19 protein-coding genes are annotated in these 20,284 nt (G+C 59.7%); 9 read left to right on the top strand and 10 right to left on the bottom strand.

Features of this window, described 5'->3' with window-relative positions:
* Positions 1–161: 161 nt before the first annotated feature.
* Positions 162–2,255, bottom strand: coding sequence for a transketolase (gene tkt, locus AAEO81_RS00410; RefSeq protein ID WP_341960954.1), 2,094 nt, complete (start codon positions 2,253–2,255; stop codon positions 162–164).
* Positions 2,256–2,495: 240 nt separating this feature from the next.
* On the opposite strand from tkt, the gene AAEO81_RS00405 reads away from it, so the two are divergent.
* Positions 2,496–3,377 (top strand): bestrophin family ion channel, encoded by an 882-nt coding sequence (locus AAEO81_RS00405; protein ID WP_341960953.1) that lies wholly within the window; start codon positions 2,496–2,498, stop codon positions 3,375–3,377.
* A 69-nt stretch (positions 3,378–3,446) separates the two neighbouring features.
* On the opposite strand, the gene AAEO81_RS00400 is transcribed toward AAEO81_RS00405, so the two are convergent.
* The 3 genes from AAEO81_RS00400 to AAEO81_RS00390 form a co-directional block, all read right to left on the bottom strand.
* Complete coding sequence (locus AAEO81_RS00400) at positions 3,447–4,547, bottom strand: polyamine ABC transporter substrate-binding protein (RefSeq protein ID WP_341960951.1); 1,101 nt, start codon at positions 4,545–4,547, stop codon at positions 3,447–3,449.
* A gap of 30 nt (positions 4,548–4,577) precedes the next feature.
* Positions 4,578–5,606, bottom strand: a complete 1,029-nt coding sequence (locus AAEO81_RS00395; RefSeq protein WP_341960950.1) for a histone deacetylase family protein — start codon at positions 5,604–5,606, stop codon at positions 4,578–4,580.
* A gap of 299 nt (positions 5,607–5,905) precedes the next feature.
* Positions 5,906–6,898, bottom strand: a complete 993-nt coding sequence (locus AAEO81_RS00390; RefSeq protein ID WP_341960949.1) for an AraC family transcriptional regulator — start codon at positions 6,896–6,898, stop codon at positions 5,906–5,908.
* Between the two features lie 203 nt (positions 6,899–7,101).
* On the opposite strand from AAEO81_RS00390, the gene AAEO81_RS00385 reads away from it, so the two are divergent.
* The gene (locus AAEO81_RS00385; protein WP_341960948.1) at positions 7,102–7,476 is read left to right on the top strand and encodes a type II toxin-antitoxin system RelE/ParE family toxin; all 375 of its coding nucleotides are present in this window, start codon (positions 7,102–7,104) and stop codon (positions 7,474–7,476) included.
* Positions 7,466–7,771, top strand: a complete 306-nt coding sequence (locus AAEO81_RS00380) for a DNA-binding transcriptional regulator (protein ID WP_341960947.1) — start codon at positions 7,466–7,468, stop codon at positions 7,769–7,771. Before AAEO81_RS00385 ends, AAEO81_RS00380 begins: the two co-directional genes overlap by 11 nt.
* A 10-nt stretch (positions 7,772–7,781) precedes the next feature.
* Here AAEO81_RS00380 and AAEO81_RS00375 read toward each other — a convergent pair whose 3' ends face one another.
* The 3 genes from AAEO81_RS00375 to AAEO81_RS00365 form a co-directional block, all read right to left on the bottom strand.
* The gene (locus AAEO81_RS00375; protein WP_341960946.1) at positions 7,782–8,786 is read right to left on the bottom strand and encodes an asparaginase; all 1,005 of its coding nucleotides are present in this window, start codon (positions 8,784–8,786) and stop codon (positions 7,782–7,784) included.
* Positions 8,787–8,815: 29 nt separating this feature from the next.
* The gene (locus tag AAEO81_RS00370) at positions 8,816–10,270 is read right to left on the bottom strand and encodes an alanine/glycine:cation symporter family protein (RefSeq protein WP_341960944.1); all 1,455 of its coding nucleotides are present in this window, start codon (positions 10,268–10,270) and stop codon (positions 8,816–8,818) included.
* Positions 10,271–10,580: 310 nt separating this feature from the next.
* Positions 10,581–12,005, bottom strand: a complete 1,425-nt coding sequence (locus tag AAEO81_RS00365; protein WP_166594006.1) for an aspartate ammonia-lyase — start codon at positions 12,003–12,005, stop codon at positions 10,581–10,583.
* 331 nt (positions 12,006–12,336) lie between these two features.
* On the opposite strand from AAEO81_RS00365, the gene AAEO81_RS00360 reads away from it, so the two are divergent.
* Positions 12,337–13,254 carry a LysR substrate-binding domain-containing protein gene (locus AAEO81_RS00360; RefSeq protein WP_341960943.1) on the top strand — a complete coding sequence of 306 codons (918 nt, stop codon included), beginning with the start codon at positions 12,337–12,339 and terminating at the stop codon, positions 13,252–13,254.
* Between the two features lie 24 nt (positions 13,255–13,278).
* Here the strand turns inward: AAEO81_RS00360 and AAEO81_RS00355 are convergent, their stop codons facing one another.
* Positions 13,279–13,926, bottom strand: coding sequence for a hypothetical protein (locus AAEO81_RS00355; RefSeq protein WP_341960942.1), 648 nt, complete (start codon positions 13,924–13,926; stop codon positions 13,279–13,281).
* Between the two features lie 310 nt (positions 13,927–14,236).
* On the opposite strand from AAEO81_RS00355, the gene purE reads away from it, so the two are divergent.
* From purE to AAEO81_RS00335, 4 genes are all read left to right on the top strand, one after another.
* On the top strand, positions 14,237–14,728 hold the full coding sequence (gene purE, locus AAEO81_RS00350; RefSeq protein WP_074754780.1) for a 5-(carboxyamino)imidazole ribonucleotide mutase: 492 nt from the start codon (positions 14,237–14,239) through the stop codon (positions 14,726–14,728).
* A gap of 7 nt (positions 14,729–14,735) precedes the next feature.
* On the top strand, positions 14,736–15,818 hold the full coding sequence (locus tag AAEO81_RS00345; RefSeq protein ID WP_341960939.1) for a 5-(carboxyamino)imidazole ribonucleotide synthase: 1,083 nt from the start codon (positions 14,736–14,738) through the stop codon (positions 15,816–15,818).
* 277 nt (positions 15,819–16,095) lie between these two features.
* Complete coding sequence (locus AAEO81_RS00340; protein WP_341960938.1) at positions 16,096–16,341, top strand: GlsB/YeaQ/YmgE family stress response membrane protein; 246 nt, start codon at positions 16,096–16,098, stop codon at positions 16,339–16,341.
* Positions 16,342–16,421: 80 nt separating this feature from the next.
* Entirely contained in the window at positions 16,422–16,958 is a 537-nt protein-coding gene (locus AAEO81_RS00335) for a DUF3299 domain-containing protein (RefSeq protein WP_341960936.1), read from the top strand.
* A 166-nt stretch (positions 16,959–17,124) separates the two neighbouring features.
* On the opposite strand, the gene AAEO81_RS00330 is transcribed toward AAEO81_RS00335, so the two are convergent.
* Both AAEO81_RS00330 and AAEO81_RS00325 read right to left on the bottom strand, forming a co-directional pair.
* Positions 17,125–18,036, bottom strand: a complete 912-nt coding sequence (locus AAEO81_RS00330; RefSeq protein WP_341960935.1) for a D-hexose-6-phosphate mutarotase — start codon at positions 18,034–18,036, stop codon at positions 17,125–17,127.
* A 98-nt stretch (positions 18,037–18,134) separates the two neighbouring features.
* Positions 18,135–18,536, bottom strand: a complete 402-nt coding sequence (locus AAEO81_RS00325; protein WP_108236231.1) for an acyl-CoA thioesterase — start codon at positions 18,534–18,536, stop codon at positions 18,135–18,137.
* A gap of 376 nt (positions 18,537–18,912) precedes the next feature.
* On the opposite strand from AAEO81_RS00325, the gene AAEO81_RS00320 reads away from it, so the two are divergent.
* Positions 18,913–20,205, top strand: coding sequence for an MFS transporter (locus tag AAEO81_RS00320; RefSeq protein ID WP_341960933.1), 1,293 nt, complete (start codon positions 18,913–18,915; stop codon positions 20,203–20,205).
* Positions 20,206–20,284: the final 79 nt, after the last annotated feature.

Below are 20,284 nucleotides of genomic sequence, written 5' to 3'. Positions count from 1 at the left end.
TTGCGGCACTCATAAAGCCCCTGTGGGAGCGAATTCATTCGCGATGCGGTAGTACATCCGAAAAATTTTCGTCGGATGTACCGGCCTCTCGCGAATGAATTCGCTCCTACAGGTGATCATCGTGTGCCAAGCCGATGCTTGTCAGATAACGAAAGTCAGCTTCATTTCCCGAGTTGGGATTTGGCAACCTTAGCGATGTTCTCAGCCGTAAACCCGAACTTCGCCTGCAGCTTGTCAATCGGCGCCGAGGCCCCGAACGTGTTCATCACGATCTTCGCGCCGGTCTGGCCGACGTACCGATCCCAACCCACAGGCCCGGCCTGCTCCACCACGACGCGGGCTTTCACGCTCGGTGGCAGCACTTCGTCGCGATACGCCTTATCTTGATCCTCGAACAACTCCCAGCTCGGCATCGACACTACGCGAGCCGCGATACCTGCGGCCTTGAGTGTTTCGAACGCCTCGACGCTCATGCCGACTTCGCTGCCGGTGGCGATGAGAATCACTTCGACTTTGCCCTCGACCGCGTCAGCCAACACATACGCACCACGTGCGACGTGCTCGGCACTGGCGTATTTAGCGCGATCCAGCGTCGGCATCGGTTGGCGTGACAGCACCAGACACGTGGGTCGATGGGTTTGCGCCAAGGCGACTTTCCAGGCCTCGGCAGTTTCATTGGCATCGCCCGGACGCAGGGTCAGCAGGCCGGGGGTAGCGCGCAACTGGGTCAGGTGTTCGATGGGTTGGTGAGTCGGGCCGTCTTCGCCGACACCGATGGAGTCGTGGGTGAAGACGAAAATCACCGGCAGCTCCATGATCGACGCCAGGCGAATCGGCGGCTTCATGTAGTCGCTGAACACCAGGAATGTCGAGGTGTACGGGCGGATGTAGGACAGCGCCAGGCCGTTGGCAATCGAGCCCATGGCGTGTTCGCGAATACCGAAATGAAGGTTGCGGCCGCTGTAGCTCCCAGCCTCGAAACTGCCAGCGCCTTCAAACGTGAGGTTGGTTTTGGTCGATGGCGAAAGGTCCGCCGAGCCGCCGATCAGCCAGGGAATCTGCTGGGCGAAACCGTTGAGCACCTTGCCGCCTGCCGCCCGGGTCGCGATGCCTTTGGCGTCGGTATCGAAACTGACCGCCGTGTTGCGCCAGCCTTCGGGCATCTCGCCTTGACGCATGCGTTGGAGTTCATCGGCCAGTGCAGGCTGCTCTTTCTCGAAGCGGGCGAAGGTTTCCTTCCAAGCGTCATAGCCGCTGCCGTTGCGTTTCAGCAGGGCGTCGCGCAGGTAATGGCGCGCTTCTTCAGGCACCAGGAAGCTGCTGTTTTCGTCCCAGCCGTAGGCTTTTTTGGTCAGCTTGATTTCATCTTCGCCCAGCGGTTCGCCGTGGGCGGCAGCGGTGTTGTGTTTGTTCGGCGAGCCGTAGCCGATCACACTGTCGACTACGATCAGCGTCGGCGCGTCATCGGTCTGCTGGAAGGTCTGGATTGCTTGGGCCAGCGCGGCCGCATCGTTGGCGTCCTTCACGTGCAGGGTCTTCCAGCCGTAGCCTTCGAAGCGTTTCAGCGGATCGTCGCTGTAGGCCAGTTCGGTATGGCCTTCGATGCTGATGGTGTTGTTGTCGTAAATCCAGCACAGGTTCGACAGCTTCAAATGACCGGCCAGCGACGCTGCTTCTGCGGTCACGCCTTCCATCATGTCGCCGTCGCCGCACAGCACGTAGACGTTGTAATCGAACAACGTCGCGCCGGGTTTGTTGAAATGCTCACCCAGCCAGCGAGAACCCATCGCCATGCCCACGCTGTTGGCGCAGCCCTGACCCAGCGGGCCGGTGGTGGTCTCGACGCCAGTGGTCATGCGGTATTCAGGGTGGCCGGGGGTTTTCGAATCCATTTGGCGAAACTGCTTGATGTCTTCCAGGCTGATCGCCGGTTTGCCGGACGGCTTGCCGTGTTCGTCAATTTCAACCACGCCCGCCAAGTGCAGCAGCGAATAGAGCAGCATCGAGGCGTGACCGACTGACAGCACAAACCGGTCGCGGTTGGGCCAGTCGGGATGTTCCGGGTGATAGCGCAGGAAATCTTTCCACACCGTGTAGCCGACCGGCGCCAGTGCCATCGGCGTGCCGGGATGGCCAGAGTTGGCCTTTTGCACGGCATCCATGGCCAGAGTGCGGATGGTGTTGATGGTCAGTTGGTCGCGATCGGTGTGGGGTGCAGGTCGTTCGGTGGAGGTGGCAGACGCGCTCATTAACATTCTCCTCGTGACGTGTGGCTGAAGCTTCCAGATAGGTGTTGAGCGCGGAGGATGCGGGTTCGTTCCATGAATAATCCGTCACCTGACTGGCTGTTGGCGGACGAAGGCGGGTCGCGCTTTTAAGGCATTTGGTTACATTTCCACTGGTGGGCAGCCCGAACGATCTGTAACAACTGTATTCGAACCCCTTTGCGATTCCAGCTTGTTGCGGGGTCGACGGTTGCAAACAGGGGGTGACCATTGCAGGAAACGCTCATCAAGAAATACCGCGCCATGATCAGGACGTTTACCTACATCGGTTGGTCGCTGTTCTGGCTGCTGATTTGGGACATCGTTGTCACGGTCGACTTCATGCTGTACCTGGAACGCAAGATCACACTGCCGTCGATGCCTCTCACGTTGCTGGGTTCGGCGCTGGTGGTGCTGACCAGCTTTCGTAACTCCAGTGCTTACAACCGGTGGTGGGAAGCCCGCACGTTATGGGGCGCGCTGGTCAACAATTCCCGCAGCTTCGCGCGGCAAGTGCTGACACTGATCGACGACGGCACCGAGCTGAATCCGGTCAAAGCCGTACTGCTGCGTCGGCACGTGGCCTACGTGGAATACCTGTCGGCGCACCTCAAGGGCGAGCAATGCGGTGAGGACGTCACGGCCATGATTTCCCGAGAGGAATACGATCGGCGCACGCGCACCAACAACTTTCCCAATGACATCCTCAACGAGTCCGCCGCGATCATCGCGGGCGAATACCAAGCCGGTCGGCTGGACAGCATTCGTCTGGCGCGGCTCGAATCGACAATGGTGGAGATTTCCAACTGCCAGGGCGGCATGGAGCGCATCGCCAACACGCCGCTGCCTTATCCCTACGTGACCTTCCCGCGACTGTTCATCACGCTGTTCTGCATCATCGTGCCGATCGGGTTGGTGGAAACATTGGGCTGGTTCACGCCACTTGCATCGACGGTGGTGGGTTTCATGCTGCTGGCGATCGAACGCATTGGCACCGACCTGCAAAGCCCGTTCAAGGCGTCCGAGCATGAGATTCAGATGAAGGCGTTGTGCGCGAATATTTCGGGGAATTTGAACTCGATGCTTCGCGATGCCACAGAGAAGCAGCGATGAGTGACGAGCTGCAAGCTTCAAGCGGGTGTACGCCACTTGCAGCTTGCGGCTCGAAGCTTGCCGCTGTTTCTAGGTGCCGGACTTGATCTTGGTCCACACCCGCGTCCGCGCGCGTTCGGCTTCGCGTGGCAACGGCGTCAGCGTGTAGAGGGTTTTCATCGCTTCGGCGGTCGGGTAGAGGTTCGGGTTGTTACGAATCGCGGGATCGACCTTGTCCGTCGCGTCCTTGTTCGGATTTGGATAGCCGACAAAATCGCTGATCGGCGCGATCACTTCAGGCTGCAGGAGGTAGTTGATGAAGGTATGCGCATCCTCCACGTCCTTGGCGCCTTTCGGGATGGCCAGCATGTCGAACCAGATCGGTGCGCCTTCTTTCGGTAGGCGCATGTCCACGACCACGCCATTCTTCGCTTCCTTCGCCCGGTTGGCCGCTTGCGAGAAGCTGCCCGAATAACCCACGGCCACGCAGATGTCGCCGTTGGCGATGTCAGCCATGTACTTGGACGAGTGGAAATAGGTGATGTAGGGGCGGATCTTCATCAGCAAGGCTTCCGCCTTGTCGTAGTCCTTCGGATTCTTGCTGTTCGGATCAAGCCCCAGGTGTTGCAGGGCGAGTGGCAGAATCTCGGAAGGCGAATCGAGCAGCGTCACACCGCACTGCTTCAGTTTGCTGATGTTCTCTTCCTTGAAGATCAAATTCCAGCTGTCCACGGGCGCCTTGTCGCCCAGCACGGCCTTGACCTTGTCCGGGTTGAAGCCGATCAGGATCGTGCCGTACATGTAGGGCACGGCGAATTTATTGCCCGGGTCGTTGGCCTCCAGCAGTTTCATCAGGCTCGGGTCGAGGTGCGAATAGTTCGTTAGCTTGCTCTTGTCCAATGGCTGAAACACGCCGGCCTGAATCTGCTTGGCCAGAAACACGTTGGAAGGCACCACCACGTCATAACCGGAGTTGCCCGTCAGCAGCTTGGCTTCGAGGGCTTCGTTGGTGTCGAAGATGTCGTAGATCAGCGGAACCTTGGTGTCCTTCTTGAAGTTTTCCAGGGTCTGGGGCGTGATGTAGTCGAACCAGTTGTAAACGCGCAGGGTTTTCTGTTCATCGGCGTGGGCCATGCCGCCGAGCATGGCGGCGCACAGGGCGGGGGCGATCAAGCGCTTGAGTCTGTTCATCGTTGTCTCTCTTCTTTTAAGTCGGAGGGGTCAGACGCTTTCGAAACCTTCCAGCACGTTCACGGCGTTGATGCCGATTTCTTCGACGGCGTAGCCGCCTTCCATCACGAACAGCGTGGGTTTGCCCAGGCGTGCAATGCGTTCGCCCATGCGCAGGTAATCCGGGCTGTCGAGCTTGAATTGCGAGATCGGATCGTCCTTGAAGGTGTCCACGCCCAGCGACACCACGACGATGTCCGCGCCGAAGCGGTCGATCTCGTCACAGGCTTTTTCCAGCGCAGCGCTCCAGGCCGCCCAATCGCTGCCTGCGGCCAGTGGATAGTTGAAATTGAAACCTTCCCCCGCGCCTTCGCCCAACTCGTCTTCATAGCCGAGGAAGAACGGGAACTCCGCCTCCGGGTGGCCGTGAATCGAGGTGAACAGCACGTCGCTGCGCGCGTAGAAAATCGACTGCGTGCCGTTGCCGTGGTGGTAATCGACGTCGAGGATGGCGACCTTTTTGTGGCCTTGGTCGATAAAGGCCTGCGCAGCGATGGCAGCGTTGTTCAGGTAGCAATACCCGCCCATGACGTCGCTGGCGGCGTGGTGTCCCGGCGGGCGGCACAGGGCGAAGGCGCTGTGCGCTCCGTTTTGAATCGCGGCCTGCGCAGTGAGAGCGACTTGCGCAGCGCTGTACGCGGCTTGCCAGGTGCCCGCGGTGATCGGTGCTCCGGCATCGAAAGTGTAATAGCCCAGCTGGCCGTGCAAGCTGGTGGGGATGACCGAACGCAATGTGCGTGCTGGCCAGGTGAACGGCAGCAGGTCGCCTTGGGGGTTGGTCGCGGCCCAGCGAGCCCATGCGCCTTTGAAGAATTCCAGAAACGCTTCGGTGTGAATGCGCTTGATCGGCTCGATGCCGAAATCCTGCGGGCCTTCGACGGCGCCAATTTCGCGATCCTTGACCCGTTGCAGCACGTGGTCGGCGCGGGAGGGCATCTCGAAGCAGGGCATCAGTTGCCCGTCGATCAACTCGCAACGGCCATGGTGCAGATGGTGATCGTCTGAATAGATCGTCAGCATTTTCTTGTTCTCCTGTGGGCATCGGTGTCCGACATTCTTGAGGCGGACGGCTTTTCGGAGAACGACGGAAACGGCCAAAAGGGGATGTATTCGGCCATAAAAGCTGTCCGAATATCGCCCCTGAATAGGGCGATGCGCCCTGTTTGGAGGCGCGGATCACAAATCGATTGGCCGGTGATATTCCTTTGTAGGAGTGAGCTTGCTCGCGATCGAGGTCTGTCCGACACCGCAGGGGGGACTGACATACCGGTATCGCGAGCAAGCTCACTCCTACAGGGGACATGCGGCAAATCAGGTATTCAAAGCCTGAACTGACTCGGCGCCACGCCGCTCCAGCGAATGAACGCATGCCGAAAACTCGCCGTTTCACTGAATCCCAACACTTCGGCGATGTGGTGAATCGGCAACTGGTCATCCTGCAAGAGCTGCTTGGCTCGCTCGAAGCGTAGCTCGTCGAGCAGCTGTTGATAGCTGCTGCCGGTGGCCTGCAAATGACGGCGTAGCGTGCGCTCGGAACAGTTCATCTTCTGCGCGAGCTGCCGCAGGCTTGGGGAGTTGTCGAGTTGATCCGCGAGCAAATGACGAATGCGCCCTAGCCATGCCTGCCGCCCGGTGAACTCGATGTTCTGCCGACGGCAACGCTCGCGCATGTCGCGATGGGTGACGGGATCGGCGAGGGTCAGCGGCTGATCGAGCCAGTGGCTTTCGAAGGCAAAAGCGTTGTCTTCTGCGTTGAAGCGCACTTCGCAGGCGAAGCTGTCGCGGTAGCTTCCCTGGTAATCCGGCGCGTCGTGAGCGAACCGTGCCGCCATAAGAGGGAGCGGTTTGCCAAGCAAGTCATCGCAGATCACTTTGAGCGACGCCATGCACAGCTCGGCGTTGAAGACCCGCAAGCCCTCGTCGTCCCGATAATCGCTGGCGCTGAACCAGACGCGGTCGCCGTCTTCGATCAACTGCAACTCGAACAGCGTCCCGAGCAGCGCCGGGTATTCCAGCGCCAGGCGCAGGGCGTCACCGAAAGTGGCACTGGTGAGCAGGGCGTAACCAAGAATCCCGTAAGACGACACATGCATGCGCCGCCCCAGCGGCAACCCGATTTCCCGACGCAACGCCACCGCGTTGGCACAGACCTGCATTTCCTGAAACGTGGTGATGCGAATGTCCGGCCGACTCAGGTCCGCTTCCGTGATCCCACTCCCGGCCAGCAACGCCTCACTGCCCCACCCCTCGACCGAAAACGTCTCCAGCACCAGCGAGACGGCGTTGAGGGTAGTGAGGTGCGAATGGAGCATGAGGGCATTCCGATTGTTTTTTTGATCGGAAAGGGGGAGCAAGAGATGTGCCGTTGAGGACAGTGCTACGCGTTGAATCAATTGGACATCGTTATCTGATCGCGCATGCCGTAAGCGAGTCTACGGTTACCGACACCTGTGGGTACAAGTGACCGACGTCTACAAATCATGCCCGTTACGGGTATATATTGAGGACTTGATGGATGGCAGTTTTGAAGCGAAGGGACTTCGCCAAGTGGCAAGCGGGTGAAAAGCTAGCGGACAGCGCGTTATGCAAAGCGGTTTTAGAAATGGAAAGCGGTCTAGTTGATGCGGACTTGGGGGGTGGTCTCTACAAAAAGCGGATTGCGCGAGAAGGTAGAGGCAAGAGCACGGGTTACCGGACGTTGCTCTCGGCACGGGTGGGCGCACGCTACGTATTTTTGTTTGGCTTTGCAAAAAGCGCTCGGGCCAATATCTCCGCGGAGGAAAAGAAAGGGTTGCGTTGTGCGGGAGATATTTTCTTGCGCTTGTCCGCAGAGCAACTCCGATTGGCACTGCAGATTGGAACGTTAGAGGAGGTCCATTGTGACCAGTAAAATCATCGAATCGCTACGGGCTGATCTGTCTGAGCTTCATCAGGCAGGTGCTATCAGCAAAATCACGATGCGCGAATTCGAAGCGGTCTGCCCAACACCCGTTCGGGAGCTGAGCGCTTCAGATATCAAGGATCTGCGGTTGGCTCTGAGTTTCAGCCAGCCCGTTTTCGCGCTGCATCTCAACACCACCGCATCGACGGTCCGCAAGTGGGAGCAAGGTGAAAGCCGACCCGCAGGACCGGCGTTGAAGCTGTTGAACGTGATCGCCGACAAGGGGTTGCAGGCGATCATTTGACGTGATTGCTTTAACGCAACTCCCCACACACATCCAGCTCCACCAACCGCCGAACTTCCTCCACCGCCAAATCCGCGCCGAGCAGGGCGTGGAGTTTGCCGAAGGCAGCTTCGCGGGTCATGCCGCCGCCGGACAGGACGCCGACGCTGCGCAGGCGGCTGCCCGCTTCGTAGACATCCAGCTCGACGCCGCCTTCGTGGCATTGCGTGATGGCGATCACGCAGATGTCGCGTTGGTGGGCGCGTTGCAGGCTGTCAAGGAAGGCCGGGTTGTCGCTGGGGCCGGTGCCGCTGCCGAAGCACTCCAGGATCAGACCTTGAATGCCGCTGTCGATCAGGCCGTCGAGTTGTGCCGCGCCAATGCCGGGGAACAGCGGCAGCACGGCGACGTTGGCGAGTTTCTTGGGCTGGTTGTAGGCCAGTGCCGTGGGCAAGGTGCCAACGGTCTGTCCGCCGCGAGAACGGTTCAGCGCGGCAAACGGGTTGCGACCGAAGCTGCGGATTTTCGCGCAGCGGGTCGGTTGCATCAGTTCACCATGGAAGTAGAGGTGCACGCCGGACGGCAATCCTTTGCCCAGCGCCTGCAATGCGCCGTTGACGTTTTCCCAGGCATCGCTGTCCGGCACGCCTGCGGGCAGCATGGAGCCGGTGAACACGACAGGCGCGTCCAGCCCCAGTAGTTGAAAGCTCATGGCCGCTGCGCTGTAGGCCAGAGTGTCGGTGCCGTGCAGGATCAGCACGGCATCGCAGCCTTGAGCCGCAACCGCCTCGACGACCGCCTCACGCAGACGCTGCCAATAGGCGGGCGTCATGTTGGCGCTGTCGATCAAGGGAGACATTTCGCGAAACTGCCACTGCGGCACCACCAGCGCGGGCTGGCTCGCCAGTTGTTCGGCCATGCGCGCCTCGAAACCGGACGCTGGCGCGAGACCGTTTTCGCTGGCCTGCATGCCGATGGTGCCGCCGGTGTACAGCACCATGATGTGGCTGGCCGGTGCGTGGTTGTCGCGATTCATGCGTGTCTCCCTGGACAGACTTCAGAGGGTCAAGGTGTGTCGATGGCCGGTTTGCCGGTGGCCGTCGCAGGCTTGGCGGCAGGCTGCCCATCGACCGGCTTTGGCCAGGCCTTCAGGTCCAGGTCCAGATCGGGGAACTGGCTGGAGTCGAACACCGGCGTCTTGATGCCTGCCTTACGCTGGGCATCGTAGTCGTTCAGGATACGCAAACCGATCTTGAACAGCATGGCCAATGCAATCAGGTTCACGAACGCCAGCAGGGTCATGGTGATGTCGGCAAAGGCGAACACGGTGCCGAGGTCTTCCACAGCGCCCCACAGGATCAACGCCAGCACGAGTGCGCGGTAGCCCATCAGCGCTTTGCGGCTCTCGCCGAGCAGGTAGCGCAGGCTGTTCTCGCCCAGGTAGTAGTTGTAGAGAATCGAGGTGAAGACAAACAGCGACAGTGCCACGCTGATGAACAGCTTGCCCCAGTCGCCCACGACCGCCGCCAGCGAGTTCTGCGTCAGTGCGATGCCGTCGCCTTCGAAGCCGGGGGTGTAGAAGCCTGAGAGTAGAATCAACAAAGCGGTACAGGTGCAGATGACGAAGGTGTCAAGGAACACGCTGAACGCCTGAACCACGCCTTGCGCCACCGGGTGTGGCACCTCAGCGACCGCAGCGACGTTTGGCGCGCTGCCCAGACCGGCTTCGTTGGCGAACACGCCGCGTTTCACACCCATGACGATGGCACTGCCGACCAGGCCGCCGAACACTTCGTCTACGCCGAACGCGCTTTTGACGATGGTCGCCAGCATGTGTGGGACGTGTTCGAACTGCACGCCGATCACGTAGAGGGTAACTGCGATGTAGACCAGCGTCTTGACCGGCACCAACAGGTCAGCGACCGCTGCGATACGTTTGATACCGCCGATGAACACCAGACCCAGCAGCACGGCCAGACCGATACCGGCGTAGCCTGGCGATACGCCGAACGCATTATTGAGCGAGTGGGTGACGGCGTGGGATTGCAGGCCGTTGAACGCGAAACCGAACGTCACCAGCAACAGCACCGCCATGACCATGCCCAGCCAGCGCTTGCCCAGGCCGTGCTGAATATAGAAGGAGGGGCCGCCGCGGTACTGGCCTTCGGAGTCGCAGCGCTTGTAGAGCTGGCCGAGGGAACATTCGAAGAAGCTGCTGGCCATGCCGACCAGGGCCGTGACCCACATCCAGAACACCGCGCCCGGCCCGCCGAGGGTGACCGCGATGCCAACACCGGCGATGTTACCGGCGCCCACGCGACCCGCGAGGCTCAGCATCAGGGCCTGGAACGAACTCAGTTGCCCGGAGCTGCTGCGCAGGCTTTCGCGAAACACCGCGAACATGTGGAAAAAATGACGCATTTGGACGAAGCGCGAGCGAATCGTGAAATATCCACCGAGCCCGACAATGAGCACGATCAGCAGTTTTCCCGAGAGGAAGTCGTTGATGACTTCAAGCATTGATGTTTCCTCGCTTTTTTAGAGGGGGCGCACTATACCGGTGCGCGTTATTGGAGTCTGTAAACCGTTTCTGCTTTTTAATCCCGTTTCGTCGGTTTCCGATGGGCGTCCCAAGAGAACCGTTCTGTAGCAGTGGTGTTCTTTGGGTAGTCAGTTCCTTGAGCACCAGGGTCTGAGATCAGCCCGTTCCGCAAAGATTCCGGGCAAAAAAAAGGGCCGGAAAGCGTCTACTTCCGGCCCTCAAAAGGATGAGGGGTGTCTAGGCCCTCAGCCTGGTGAGCGTGTTGCAGATAACGCGATTGCGGTTTGATCAGGCCTTTAACGGCACCAATCGGGGAGCGATCATGTTCTCGGGGCGCAAGATGTCGGCGAGCATCGTGTCGTCGAGCAGGCCTTCTTCGCGCACCAGTTCCAGTACGCCTCGGCCTGTTTCCAGCGCAACGCGGGCGATACGGGTGGCGTTTTCGTAACCGATGTACGGGTTCAGCGCGGTGACCAGGCCAATCGAGTGCTCGACCAGCTCGCGGCAGCGCTGTTCGTTGGCGGTGATGCCGACGATGCAATGCTCGCGCAGCATGTCCATGGCGCGCTGCAGCAGGCGGATCGAGTCGAAGATCTTGTAGGCGATCAGCGGCTCCATCACGTTCAGTTGCAGTTGGCCGCCTTCGGCCGCGACGGTCAGCGCCAGGTCGTTGCCCATGATTTCGAAGGCGCACATGTTCACGGCCTCCGGGATCACCGGGTTGACCTTGCCAGGCATGATCGAGCTGCCGGGTTGACGCGCTGGCAGGTTGATTTCGTTGATCCCGGTGCGCGGTCCGCTGGACAGCAGGCGCAGGTCGTTGCAGATTTTCGACAGTTTGACGGCGGTGCGCTTGAGCATGCCGGAGAACAGCACGAAGGCGCCCATGTCGGAGGTGGCTTCGATCAGGTCAGCGGCTGGCACCAATGGCTGCCCGCTGATGATCGCCAGACGCTCGACTGCCAGATGCTGGTAGCCCGGGTCGGCGTTGATGCCGGTGCCGATGGCGGTGCCGCCCAGGTTCACTTCGGTCAGCAACTCAGGCGCCAGGCTGCGCAGACGGTTGAGGTCTTCGGTCAGCGTGGTGGCGAAGGCGCGGAATTCCTGGCCGAGGGTCATCGGAACGGCGTCTTGCAGCTGGGTCCGGCCCATTTTCAGCACGTGGCTGAATTCCTGACCCTTGGCCGCGAAGGCTTGAATCAGGCTGTCGAGGCTGGCGAGCAGGGCGTCGTGGCCCAACAGCAGACCCAGGCGAATCGCCGTCGGGTAAGCATCGTTGGTCGACTGCGCCATGTTCACGTCGTTGTTCGGGTGCAGGTGTTTGTATTCGCCTTTGGCATGGCCCATCGCTTCAAGGGCGATGTTGGCGATGACTTCGTTGGCGTTCATGTTGGTGGACGTCCCGGCGCCACCCTGAATCATGTCGACCACGAACTGTTCGTGGAAATCGCCACGGATCAAGCGGGCGCAGGCCTCGCTGATCGCTGCGTGCTTCTCGCTGCTCAAGTGGCCCAACTGATGGTTCGCATCGGCGGCCGCTTGCTTGACCATGGCCAGACCGACCACCAGTTTCGGGTAGTGCGAAAGGGGAACGCCGGAGAGGTGAAAGTTGTTCACTGCGCGCAGGGTCTGAATGCCGTAATACGCTTCAGCGGGTACTTCGAGAACGCCAAGCAGGTCTTTTTCGATGCGAAATGATGCAGCGGAGGACATGATAGAGAAAGTCTCAAGAGAGGCACGGACTAAGCCGGAACGCCTTTAATACTAGGCTTGCGGGCGATTGCGAACCAATGCTGTTAAGCGCTAGCCTATGCACAAACGGCATAATGTCGATGTGACGTTCGGATTGTGATGAGCGTGTGAAGAGGTATTCCGAATGGTCTGCCGTCCTGTAGGAGTGAGCTTGCTCGCGATTGCTGTTTGCCCGTGACGAGTTCGTTATCTGGCCTGCCGCCATCGCGAGCAAGCTCACTCCCACATAGGGCCGACCGAATTACGTGGCGTGCAGCCGACTCGCCAAGGCTGAGAGCCCCTGGAGAACACCATGAATCTGGAAAGCAAATGGCTGGAAGACTTCAGCGCGCTGGCGGCCACCCGGAGTTTCTCCCAAGCGGCGGAGCGTCGGTTCGTGACGCAACCGGCGTTCAGTCGGCGGATTCGCAGCCTGGAAGCCGCTTTGGGTCTGACGCTGGTCAATCGTTCGCGCACACCCATTGAACTGACGGCAGCGGGCCAACTGTTTCTGGTGACAGCGCGCACCGTGGTTGATCAACTGGGTGAGGTGTTGCGGCATCTGCACCATCTGGAAAGCGGGCAGGGCGAAGTCATGCAAATCGCCGCCGCTCACTCCCTGGCGCTGAGCTTCTTCCCGCGCTGGATCGCGCAGTTGCGTAACGAAGGCCTGAACATTGCGACCCGCCTGGTGGCCACCAACGTCGGCGACGCGGTGCATGCCTTGCGTGAAGGCGGTTGCGACCTGATGCTCGCGTTCTACGACCCCGACGCCGCGTTGCAGATGGACGCCGAGATCTTTCCGTCCCTGCACCTGGGCGTGACGGAAATGCTGCCCGTCTGCTCGGCGGACGCGGACGGCAAGCCGCTGTTCGATCTGGAAGGCGAACAGAGCGTGCCGTTACTGGCCTACAGCGCGGGGGCCTTTCTGGGGCGCTCGGTGAACCTGTTGCTGCGCCAGCGCACCGTGCGCTTTACCACGGTTTACGAGACGGCAATGGCCGACAGCCTTAAAGGCATGGCGTTACAGGGATTGGGGATCGCCTGGGTGCCACGTCTTTCTATTGCGCCGGAACTGGAGCGCGGCGAACTGGTGATTTGTGGCGGCCCGCAATGGCATGTCCCACTGGAGATTCGGCTCTACCGTTGCGCCTTGGTGCGCAAGGCCAATGTACGGCTGTTGTGGCGCAAGCTCGAAACGGCTGCCGGGGCTGCTGATTCGAGTCAGTGAGCCCGGCGGCCGGTAATGCCCGGATCAGGGGATGTCTTGCAGGTAATTCCGAATCGCCTGCGCCGATTTCTCACTGTAGCGGTAGCAATTCTTGAGGAAGAAAACATCCTCCACGAACATGTTAGTGATGCACGGCGCGGGGGCTGCAGTGGCGTGAAATTCGCCATCACTGTGTGTGGCACCGAGCGTATGCCCGACTTCGTGGGCAAGGGTGCGATAGGCCGTCATCGACGCTATGGCCGAGCGTTTGCCGAGTCCTGCGACGCCTTGTACGAAAAGCGTCAGATTGTCCTTGGTGATCAATAGGTATTTGTGGCGCTTGTCGCGGGGTTTGTTTTCGTCAATCACGTAATCGATTACGCGCTGGTCCCATTCATAAAGCGCTTTGTCTGCGTCGCCCAGGCGATAGTCAAAATCGGTGTAGCCGGGTTTACGCAGTATGGGAACAATCTGCACGTTTCGTTCGGTCATGGCGCCGAGGTCTTCGGTAAACCACCTCAGGTATTTTGCGTCCAGATTCCGGATGTCCTCATCGTTGAGTTCGTCATGCAGAAAGAGTGTCAGCACGATGGGCATTTTCGCCTCTGTGGCGTCGTTGCCTGCCGCCAGGGTTGAAGTGGTTATGGCGCCGCCAAGAAAGGCGATCGCCAGCGCTGCGATAAATACGTTCATGGTCTTTTCTCGTCCTTGAGAGTGGATGGATGTTGCGCAGTCACAGCTGAACAGAAGCCGCTAAGGATGTCAGTCAGAGCGAGGGCGTGGGCTGGAGGGATTTTTCGCTTTTTATTGTCAAAAAAGGGGCGCACTTGACGCAGTTGACAGATGGTCGCCGCTGATCTGTTAAACGACTGTCATTGCGGTATACTGCGCGGCCTTTGGCCGGTTGCACTGGTCATAATTCGTACGACAAGCCACGCCGGTTTTCCCGCGTGGCTTGTTGTTTTTAGACGCGCCTGCGGGCGCCCGATGAAGAGGCACGACGATGAGCGCACTGGTTGGCGTGATCATGGGCTCCAAGTCCGATTGGTCCACCCTTAGCCACACCGCCGACATGCTGGAAAAGCTCGGCATTCCGTACGAAGTCAAAGTGGTGTCGGCCCACCGCACCCCGGATTTGCTGTTCCAGTACGCTGAAGAGGCCGAAGGCCGTGGCATCGAGGTGATCATCGCCGGTGCCGGTGGTGCTGCTCACCTGCCGGGCATGTGCGCCGCCAAGACCCACCTTCCTGTGCTGGGCGTGCCGGTGCAATCGTCGATGCTGTCGGGTGTCGATTCGTTGCTCTCCATCGTGCAGATGCCTGCGGGCATTCCGGTCGCGACGCTGGCCATTGGCAAGGCGGGCGCGATCAACGCCGCGCTGTTGTCCGCCAGCATCCTGGGCGCCAAACACCCGCAATTCCACGCAGTGCTGAAAAAATTCCGCACTGAGCAGACAGACAGCGTTCTGGACAATCCAGACCCACGCGAGGCCTGAGGTTTTCATGAAGATCGGCGTAATCGGTGGCGGCCAGCTGGGTCGCATGTTGGCACTGGCGGGCACCCCGCTGGGTATGAACTTCGCCTTTCTGGACCCTGCGCCAGACGCATGCGCTGCTGCACTGGGCGAGCACCTGCGTGCCGATTACGGCGATCAGGACCACCTGCGTCAGTTGGCTGACGAAGTGGACTTGGTGACCTTCGAATTCGAAAGCGTACCCGCTGAAACCGTGGCGTTCCTGTCGCAGTTCGTGCCGGTCTACCCGAGCGCCGAAGCTTTGCGTATCGCCCGCGATCGTTGGTTCGAGAAAAGCATGTTCAAGGACCTGGGCATCCCGACGCCTGCGTTCGCCGACATCCAGTCCCAAGCCGATCTCGACGCTGCTGTCGCCAGCATCGGCCTGCCTGCGGTGCTGAAAACCCGCACGCTGGGTTACGACGGCAAGGGCCAGAAAGTCCTGCGCAAACCCGAAGACGTGGTCGAGACGTTTGCCGAGCTGGGCAGCGTACCGTGCCTGCTGGAAGGCTTCGTGCCGTTCACGGGTGAAGTCTCGTTGATTGCCGTGCGCGCCCGCGATGGCGAAACCCGCTTCTACCCGCTGGTGCACAACACCCACGACAGCGGCATTTTGCGCCTGTCCATCGCCAGCACCGATCACCCGTTGCAGGCGCTGGCCGAGGATTACGCCGGTCGCGTCCTCAAGCAGCTCGACTACGTCGGTGTGCTGGCGTTCGAGTTCTTCGAAGTCGATGGCGGCCTGAAAGCCAACGAAATTGCGCCACGCGTGCACAATTCCGGCCACTGGACCACCGAAGGCGCCGAGTGCAGCCAGTTCGAAAACCACCTGCGTGCCGTCGCTGGCCTGCCGCTGGGTTCGACTGCGAAAGTGGGGGAGAGCGCGATGCTCAACTTCATCGGTGAAGTGCCTGCCGTGGACAAGGTCATCGCCATCGACGACTGCCATTTGCACCACTATGGCAAGGCGTTCAAGACCGGCCGTAAGGTCGGGCATGCGACTGTTCGCAGCCATGACCGCGCGACACTGGATCGCCAAGTAAAGCTGGTTGAAGCGTTGATCAAAAACTGAGCGCCCCAGGTTGCGTGATGTAAACGGCTATCGACTGTAGGAGCGAATTCATTCGCGATTGGCCGGTACATCCGATACAGCTCTATTGGATGTGCCGCCGCCTCGCGAATAAATTCGCTCCTACAGGTGTTTTGCGCACCGTGTGATTTGCGGTGTGAAAGCAAAGTTAGACGTCCATATCTTCCAGTTGAACCATTCGTCCCCCACACCCCTCTCATAGCGTGTTGCCAATTGCCGACTAGGCTTTGGCATATTCATTCAAACAGAGGGAAATGGCATGGGAATCATCGGAACCATCTTCATCGGCCTGATCGTGGGTCTGTTGGCTCGCTTTCTGAAGCCAGGCGACGACAGCATGGGCTGGATCATGACCATTATTCTGGGCATCGCCGGCTCGCTGGTGGCGACCTACGGTGGTCAGGCGCTGGGCATCTATCAAGCAGGCGAAGGCGCAGGTTTCCTCGGCGCACTAATAGGCGCGATTGTGCTGCTGGTGATCTACGGCTTGATCAAAAAGAAATGAATGTGAGTCTGGCCCTCTGCGCTATTGCCGCGCAGGGGGCTAGAATGCGCGGCATTCAATTCCTCCTGCCGAGCCCTTCGATGCGTCGTCTTCTTCTCATTTCCCTGCTGCTGGTCTGCGGACTGGCACGCGCCGCTGACATTCCTGAAACCGACTGGCTTGAGCTCATGCCCAAGTCGGATCAGAAAGCCCTCGAAGCCATGCCCGAAATCGATCACAACTCCCCGGAAGCCCAAGGGACGTTCGACAGCAAGGGTGGTTTGAAGCAAAGCAAGGGCTTGCCCGCCGTGATGTATTCGACCAAGACCGTCGCGGCCATGGACGGCAAGCACATTCGCCTGGGCGGTTATCCGGTCCCGCTGGAAACCGATGCCAAGGGTCACGCCACGCTGTTTTTCCTGGTGCCGTACCCAGGCGCGTGCATCCACGTGCCGCCACCGCCGCCTAATCAATTGGTGCTCGTGCGTTATCCGAAAGGCCTGAAGATCGATGACATCTACACACCGCTGTGGGTCATTGGCACGTTGAAGGTCGAGAAGGTCAGCAATGACTTGGCCGACGCGGCTTATGCGCTGGATGCAGGGAAAGTGCGGGTGGTGACTGAGGCGGATTTGTAAGCTGATCCGCCCTCTGCATCGATCACGCTGCGAATGTTGCGTAATGCCTGAAATCACCTGTGGGAGCGAATTCATTCGCGATAGGCCGGCACATGCACAACAATGTGTCGACTGTAAGATCCCATCGCGAATGAATTCGCTCCCACAGGGCAAGATCAGCGTTTGGTTATTCTTCGCCCAAAGGCTCAGCCCAGATGCTGACGCCCATGACATGCATCTCACCCGGCGCGAGCGTCACGATGTCGGTCATGACGTTCGCGGTCTCGACGCACACCATGCTCTTCCAGCCGTCGGCTTGCATGTCACTGAACGTCTTGGTCTTCTCGATCCACGGGTTCCAGACCACGGAGGATTTCGAGCCCTGCGTCTGGATTTGAATCCGACGCTTCCAGCCAGGGTCGACGATGGAAACCAAGTCCGGTGTGTCCTGATAGATACGGTCCGTCTCGCCGCTGAACGTGATGTCACCGGCCTGCACGTTCAGCGTCTCCCAACTTTCCAAGGTGTTCAGGTACTTCACGCCGTCCAGACCTTCGATGCTCACTTGGTGCACGTCGCTTACCGCGAAATAGCTGTGCAGCGCCTGGCTCAACGTGACGGTTTCAGGGCCCGCGTTGAAGCTGGCAAGACTGACGTTCAGCGCAGCGTCCATGCGGATCTGCAGCTTCACGCCTACCGTGTGCGGCCAGCCCGGTAAATGCCCTTCGGCCTTGGGTTGAATGAACTCGACGATCAGCGCGTCGCCGTCTTCGCCCATCCCCATCAACTCCCAGTCGATGGCCCGGACTTCGCCGTGGGCGTTCGCCGGTTCGCTGCTCTGGCGCATGTCCTGCACGCTTTGCGGGTTGCGCTGGAAATTGCCGAACCACGGCCAGCACACGGGCATGCCGCCGCGAATCGCTTTTCCGTGTTTGAAAACCGCACCGGGGTTGGACCAGATCAGCGGCTCATCGCCGTCGATCTGATAGCTGACGACGTGCGCGCCCTGCTGGGCGACCACCAGTTCGGCTTGACCGTGGCGAATGCGCCAGCAGTTCAGCTCACCGAGCTGGATGGATTCGACTTCTGGCGTAGGCATACGGGTACTCACTCAAAGGACAGTGACTGAATCAGACTGTGCCAAGCTTGATGAGTTTACTGCGCGCTGCCAAGTGCAATGAGGCGCTGACCCGATGTTCAGCGCCGGGCTGGAACCGACCGGGTGCGCCCGCTGCCGTCGATGGCAACGAACACAAAGACAGCCTCAGTCACCTTGCGCCATTCGCTGGACAGCGGATCGTCGCTCCAGACTTCGACCATCATCTGAATCGAGCTGCGGCCGATTTCCAGCGTCTGGGTATAAAAGGACAGCTGCGCGCCTACGGCCACGGGGACCAGAAATGCCATGCGGTCAATCGCGACGGTGGCGACACGTCCGCCTGCGACTTTGCTGGCCATTGCTGTGCCGGCCAAGTCCATTTGTGCGACCAGCCACCCGCCATAGATATCGCCGAAACCGTTGGTTTCGCGCGGCAAGGCAGTGATTTGCAAGGCGAGGTCGCCCTGCGGGATTGGATCTTCTTGCTCTAACTCATTCATCAAGGGGTCCCTCTGACCCATCACGCTCAGTCTTCACTACGTTTAAAGGGGGAAGTTCTGCGAAAACGTTGGGTAAATGGTTTCGCACAAATTCCCCGAAAGACCGGTTGAGTCACGGCCGGGCAGTATATCGGTCAAGGTCCGACGAAACGACCGCCGGGTTTCCATTTTGCCCGACGCTCGTTGCAATCAATGTGCAGCGACGCGCAATTTGCTATCGTGCCGAACCGATTTGGCCCACTCCGCCAAAATTGGCACGCAATTTTGATGCCCGATTAACATGTCGAGTCGATAAATCGCGTGCACAGCCGCTACCCCTGGCTGCCTTGCTACCGATCACTCGTCCCAAAAGAGTCTCAAAAGAGAAGCCATTGTCATGTCCTCTGTGTCTTCAAGTGCCGCGCAATCTTCGCGTCCGCTGACCCGCAACGATTACAAAACCCTGTCGCTTTCTGCCTTGGGCGGCGCGCTGGAATTCTACGATTTCATCATCTTCGTGTTCTTCGCCGCTGTGGTGGGCAAGCTGTTTTTCCCCGTGGACATGCCGGAATGGCTGCGTTTGATGCAAACGTTTGGCATTTTTGCCGCGGGCTATCTGGCGCGTCCGCTGGGCGGAATCGTGATGGCGCATTTCGGCGACCTGCTCGGCCGGAAGAAAATGTTCACCCTCAGTATTTTCCTGATGGCAGTGCCGACCCTGATCATGGGCCTGCTGCCGACCTATGCGCAGATTGGCATCTGGGCGCCGCTTTTGTTGCTGCTGATGCGGGTCATTCAAGGCGCCGCCATTGGTGGCGAAGTGCCGGGTGCGTGGGTATTCGTTTCCGAGCACGTTCCCGCACGTAACGTCGGTTACGCCTGTGGCACGCTCACCTCGGGTCTGACCGCAGGCATTTTGCTCGGCTCACTGGTCGCCACCTGGATCAACAGCATTTACACACCTGCCGAGGTTTCGGACTACGCCTGGCGTATTCCTTTCCTGCTCGGCGGGGTATTCGGTCTGATGTCGGTGTACCTGCGCCGTTGGCTGCACGAGACACCGGTGTTTGCCGAGCTGCAACTGCGCAAGCAATTGGCCGAGGAAGTACCGCTCAAGGCCGTTCTGCGTGATCATCGCAGTGCCGTCGTGTTGTCGATGGCCCTGACCTGGCTGCTGTCAGCGGGCGTCGTGGTGGTTATTCTCATGACCCCGACGCTGTTGCAGACCAGTTATGGCTTCGCACCCGCGGTCACACTCAAGGCCAACAGCCTGGCGATCGTGATGTTGAGTCTGGGCTGCATTGGCGCAGGCGCGCTGGCCGACCGCTTTGGTGCAGGCTTAGTCTTCCTGCTCGGCTCATTGGGTTTGCTGGTCAGCTCGTGGACCTTCTATCACACCGTCGGCGCTTACCCGGATTGGCTCTATCCGCTGTACGCCATCACCGGTCTGTTCGTCGGCACCATCGGCGCTGTGCCGTTCGTGATGGTAAAAGCCTTCCCGCCTGTCGTCCGATTCTCCGGGCTATCGTTCTCCTACAACCTGGCCTACGCGATCTTCGGCGGCCTGACCCCGATGGTCGTCACTCTGATGCTCAAGGCCAACCCGATGGGGCCTGCCTGGTATGTCGCGATTCTGTGCGCGCTGGGCATGGTGATTGGGGTGTATTTGCTGAAGAGTAAACGCGCCTGATGCATGAGAAATAGCCCGTAGCAACTAATCGGCTCGATGTGAGGCCGCCACCTGAAAAGGCTGGCGGCCTTTCATTTAA

The sequence above is a fragment of the Pseudomonas sp. RC10 genome (assembly GCF_038397775.1).
In the GTDB taxonomy this organism is placed as follows: domain Bacteria; phylum Pseudomonadota; class Gammaproteobacteria; order Pseudomonadales; family Pseudomonadaceae; genus Aquipseudomonas; species Aquipseudomonas bambusae.
Note: the sequence above shows the minus strand (reverse complement) of the source record. Positions and strands in the feature narration are given on the sequence as shown.

Excerpts from the sequence above, each read along its gene's own strand:
- tkt (WP_341960954.1), bottom strand. The coding sequence starts at position 2,255 with ATGTTAATGAGCGCGTCTGCCACCTCCACCGAACGACCTGCACCCCAC.
- AAEO81_RS00400 (WP_341960951.1), bottom strand. The coding sequence starts at position 4,547 with ATGAACAGACTCAAGCGCTTGATCGCCCCCGCCCTGTGCGCCGCCATG.
- AAEO81_RS00395 (WP_341960950.1), bottom strand. The coding sequence starts at position 5,606 with ATGCTGACGATCTATTCAGACGATCACCATCTGCACCATGGCCGTTGC.
- AAEO81_RS00390 (WP_341960949.1), bottom strand. The coding sequence starts at position 6,898 with ATGCTCCATTCGCACCTCACTACCCTCAACGCCGTCTCGCTGGTGCTG.
- AAEO81_RS00385 (WP_341960948.1), top strand. The coding sequence starts at position 7,102 with ATGGCAGTTTTGAAGCGAAGGGACTTCGCCAAGTGGCAAGCGGGTGAA.
- AAEO81_RS00375 (WP_341960946.1), bottom strand. The coding sequence starts at position 8,786 with ATGAATCGCGACAACCACGCACCGGCCAGCCACATCATGGTGCTGTAC.
- AAEO81_RS00370 (WP_341960944.1), bottom strand. The coding sequence starts at position 10,270 with ATGCTTGAAGTCATCAACGACTTCCTCTCGGGAAAACTGCTGATCGTG.
- AAEO81_RS00365 (WP_166594006.1), bottom strand. The coding sequence starts at position 12,005 with ATGTCCTCCGCTGCATCATTTCGCATCGAAAAAGACCTGCTTGGCGTT.
- AAEO81_RS00360 (WP_341960943.1), top strand. The coding sequence starts at position 12,337 with ATGAATCTGGAAAGCAAATGGCTGGAAGACTTCAGCGCGCTGGCGGCC.
- AAEO81_RS00355 (WP_341960942.1), bottom strand. The coding sequence starts at position 13,926 with ATGAACGTATTTATCGCAGCGCTGGCGATCGCCTTTCTTGGCGGCGCC.
- purE (WP_074754780.1), top strand. The coding sequence starts at position 14,237 with ATGAGCGCACTGGTTGGCGTGATCATGGGCTCCAAGTCCGATTGGTCC.
- AAEO81_RS00345 (WP_341960939.1), top strand. The coding sequence starts at position 14,736 with ATGAAGATCGGCGTAATCGGTGGCGGCCAGCTGGGTCGCATGTTGGCA.
- AAEO81_RS00340 (WP_341960938.1), top strand. The coding sequence starts at position 16,096 with ATGGGAATCATCGGAACCATCTTCATCGGCCTGATCGTGGGTCTGTTG.
- AAEO81_RS00335 (WP_341960936.1), top strand. The coding sequence starts at position 16,422 with ATGCGTCGTCTTCTTCTCATTTCCCTGCTGCTGGTCTGCGGACTGGCA.
- AAEO81_RS00330 (WP_341960935.1), bottom strand. The coding sequence starts at position 18,036 with ATGCCTACGCCAGAAGTCGAATCCATCCAGCTCGGTGAGCTGAACTGC.
- AAEO81_RS00325 (WP_108236231.1), bottom strand. The coding sequence starts at position 18,536 with ATGAATGAGTTAGAGCAAGAAGATCCAATCCCGCAGGGCGACCTCGCC.
- AAEO81_RS00320 (WP_341960933.1), top strand. The coding sequence starts at position 18,913 with ATGTCCTCTGTGTCTTCAAGTGCCGCGCAATCTTCGCGTCCGCTGACC.